The sequence below is a fragment of the Streptomyces aurantiacus genome (genome assembly GCF_001418335.1).
In the GTDB taxonomy this organism is placed as follows: domain Bacteria; phylum Actinomycetota; class Actinomycetes; order Streptomycetales; family Streptomycetaceae; genus Streptomyces; species Streptomyces aurantiacus.
The window spans coordinates 1-3808 of sequence record NZ_LIPP01000547.1 but is presented as its reverse complement, the minus strand read 5'-3'; the positions used below and the strand labels follow the sequence as shown (position 1 = coordinate 3808).

Annotated in this window: 2 protein-coding genes; both read left to right on the top strand. The window is 71.2% G+C overall.

Annotated elements, in window-relative coordinates:
- The first annotated feature begins 57 nt into the window (after positions 1 to 57).
- The gene (locus tag AOK01_RS40105; protein WP_055520584.1) at positions 58 to 1272 is read left to right on the top strand and encodes an acetyl-CoA C-acetyltransferase; all 1215 of its coding nucleotides are present in this window, start codon (positions 58 to 60) and stop codon (positions 1270 to 1272) included.
- A gap of 60 nt (positions 1273 to 1332) precedes the next feature.
- The gene (locus tag AOK01_RS40100) at positions 1333 to 3561 is read left to right on the top strand and encodes a 3-hydroxyacyl-CoA dehydrogenase NAD-binding domain-containing protein (protein WP_055520582.1); all 2229 of its coding nucleotides are present in this window, start codon (positions 1333 to 1335) and stop codon (positions 3559 to 3561) included.
- Positions 3562 to 3808 lie beyond the last annotated feature (247 nt).

The following is a 3808-nucleotide window of genomic DNA, read 5'->3' as shown; positions in this document are numbered from 1 at the left end:
CCCCCTCCTTCTTCCCCGTTCCCCGTTCCCTCCCGGGCTCTCCTGAAAGGCTTACGAGTGAGCACCGAAGCGTACGTGTACGACGCGATCCGCACCCCGCGCGGCCGCGGCAAGGCGAACGGCGCCCTGCACGGCACCAAGCCCGTGGACCTGGTCGTCGGGCTCATCCACGAGATCCAGTCCCGCTTCCCGGAGCTCGACCCGGCCGCGATCGACGACATCGTGCTCGGCGTCGTGGGACCGGTCGGCGACCAGGGCTCCGACATCGCCCGCATCTCCGCCATCGCCGCCGGGCTGCCGGACACCGTGGCCGGCGTCCAGGAGAACCGCTTCTGCGCGTCGGGCCTGGAAGCCGTCAACCTGGCCGCGATGAAGGTCCGTTCGGGCTGGGAGGACCTCGTCCTCGCGGGCGGCGTCGAGTCGATGTCCCGGGTGCCGATGGCCTCGGACGGCGGCGCCTGGTTCGCCGACCCGATGACCAACCTCGCCACGGACTTCGTACCGCAGGGCATCGGCGCCGACCTCATCGCCACCATCGAGGGCTTCTCCCGCCGGGACGTCGACGAGTACGCGGCGCTGTCCCAGGAGCGCGCCGCCGCGGCCTGGAAGGACGGCCGCTTCGAGAAGTCCGTCGTCCCCGTGCGGGACCGCAACGGGCTCGTCGTCCTCGACCACGACGAACACCCGCGCCCCGGCACCACGGCCGACTCCCTGGCCCGGCTCAAGCCGTCGTTCGCGGACATCGGCGACCTGGGCGGCTTCGACGCCGTGGCGCTGCAGAAGTACCACTGGGTGGAGAAGATCGACCACGTCCACCACGCGGGCAACTCGTCCGGGATCGTCGACGGTGCCTCGCTGGTCGCCGTCGGGTCCAAGGAGGTCGGCGAGCGGTTCGGGATCACCCCGCGCGCGCGGATCGTCTCCGCGGCCGTCTCCGGCTCCGAGCCGACCATCATGCTGACCGGGCCCGCGCCCGCCACCCGCAAGGCACTCGCCAAGGCCGGGCTGACCATCGACGACATCGACCTCGTCGAGATCAACGAGGCCTTCGCCGCGGTCGTCCTGCGGTTCGCCCGGGACATGGGCCTGTCCCTGGACAAGATCAACGTCAACGGCGGCGCGATCGCGCTCGGCCACCCGCTGGGCGCGACCGGCGCGATGATCCTCGGCACGCTCGTCGACGAACTGGAGCGCCAGGACAAGCGGTTCGGCCTCGCCACGCTCTGCGTGGGCGGCGGCATGGGCATCGCGACGATCATCGAGCGCCTGTAACTCACCGGCGGACCAATAACTCCCCAGTGGACCAACGGACTTCAACGGAGAACACCCCTCATGACCGAGAGCAGTACCACCATCCGCTGGGAACAGGACGGGACCGGTGTCGTCACCCTGGTCCTCGACGACCCCAGCCAGTCCGCGAACACCATGAACCAGGCGTTCAGGAAGTCGCTCACCGCGGTCGCCGACCGCCTGGAGGCGGAACTCGCGGCCGACCCCCAGTCCATCCGCGGCATCGTCTTCACCTCCGCCAAGAAGACCTTCTTCGCGGGCGGCGACCTGCGGGACCTCATCCGGGTCACACCCGAGACCGCCCAGCAGCTCCTCGACGGCGGCCTCGCCATCAAGCGCGACCTGCGCCGCATCGAGACCCTCGGCAAGCCCGTCGTCGCCGCCATGAACGGCGCGGCCCTCGGCGGCGGTTACGAGATCGCGCTCGCCTGCCACCACCGGGTCGCCCTCGACGCGCCCGGTTCCAAGATCGGCTGCCCCGAGGTCACTCTCGGCCTGCTGCCCGGAGGCGGCGGCGTCGTCAGGACCGTACGCCTCCTCGGCATCGCCGACGCACTCCTCAAGGCGCTCCTCCAGGGCACCCAGTACAGCCCGCGGCGCGCGCTGGAGAACGGCCTCGTCCACGAAGTGGCCGCCACGCACGAGGAGATGCTCGCCAAGGCCCGCGCCTTCATCGACGCCAACCCCGAGTCGAAACAGCCCTGGGACAGGCCCGGCCACCGCATCCCGGGCGGCACCCCGTCCAGCCCGAAGTTCGCGGCGAACCTGCCCGCCTTCCCGGCCAACCTGCGCAAGCAGACGGGCGGCGCGCCCTATCCGGCGCCGCGCAACATCCTCGCGGCGGCCGTCGAGGGCTCACAGGTCGACTTCGAGACGGCGCAGGTCATCGAGGCGCGCTACTTCGTGGAACTGGCCGCGGGACAGACCTCCAAGAACATGATCCAGGCCTTCTTCTTCGACCTCCAGGCCGTCAACTCCGGCGCCAACCGCCCGCAGGGCACCGAGCCCAGCCAGGTCCGCAAGGTCGCCGTCCTGGGCGCCGGGATGATGGGCGCCGGCATCGCGTACGCGTGCGCCCGCGCCGGTATCGACGTCGTCCTCAAGGACGTGACCGCCGAGGCCGCCGCGAAGGGCAGGGGCTACTCGGAGAAGCTCTGCGCCAAGGCCGTCTCCCGGGGGCGTACGAGCCAGGAGAAGGCGGACGCGCTGCTGGCCCGCATCACCGCGACCGCGGACCCGCAGGACGTGGCCGGCTGCGACGCCGTCATCGAGGCCGTCTTCGAGGACCCGGCGCTCAAGCACAAGGTGTTCCAGGAGATCCAGCACATCGTCGAACCGGACGCGCTGCTGTGCTCCAACACCTCGACCCTGCCGATCACCGCCCTCGCCGAAGGCGTCGAGCGCCAGGCAGATTTCGTCGGGCTGCACTTCTTCTCGCCGGTCGACAAGATGCCGCTCGTCGAGATCATCAAGGGCGAGAACACCGGCGACGAGGCCCTCTCGCGCGCCTTCGACCTCGTACGGCAGATCCGCAAGACCCCCATCGTCGTCAACGACTCGCGGGGCTTCTTCACCTCCCGGGTCATCGGGCGCTTCCTCGACGAGGGCGTGGCGATGGTCGGCGAGGGCATCGAGCCCGCCTCCGTCGAGCAGGCCGCGGCCCAGGCCGGCTACCCGGCCAAGGTGCTCTCCCTCATGGACGAGCTGACGCTGACCCTGCCCCGCAGGATCCGCGCCGAGTCGAAGCGGGCCGTCGAGGAGGCGGGCGGCACCTGGACGACGCACCCCGCCGAGGCCGTCATCGACCGCATGGTCGACGAGTTCGGCCGCACCGGCCGCAGCGGTGGCGCGGGCTTCTACGAATACACCGACGGCAAGCGCGCCGGACTGTGGCCCGGACTGCGGGAGCACTTCACCCGTGCGGGCACGGAGATCCCCTTCGAGGACATGCGGGAGCGCATGCTCTTCGCCGAGGCGCTGGACACGGTCCGGCTCCTGGAGGAGGGCGTCCTGACGTCGGTCGCCGACGCCAACATCGGGTCCATCTTCGGGATCGGCTTCCCCGGCTGGACGGGCGGCGTCCTGCAGTACATCAACGGATACGAGGGCCCGGGCGGGGCGCCTGCCGGCACGTCTGCGGGTACGCCTGCCGGGCCGCGCGCGTTCGTGGCCCGCGCGCGGGAGCTCGCCGAGCGCTACGGGGAGCGGTTCGCGCCGCCCGCGCTGCTGGTGGAGAAGGCGGAGAAGGGGGAGCGGTTCAGCGACGGCTGACCGGTCGCCGGGGTGGTGTCGGCTGCGGCGCCGTCGTGGCCGAGCGCGCAGTTCCCCGCGCCCCTGAAAAGCGGGTCTGCGCCCCGGCTTTTCGCCTTTAGGGGCGCGGGGAACTGCGCGACCAGCCACGACGGCGCCGCAGCCGAGTACCGCTGAGTGGTACGCAACCTTTGCGACCCATGAGACACCTCCCCGACGCTGAGAGCCCGCGACCGGTCCCCGCCCCACGAGGAGCCAACCATGGGCC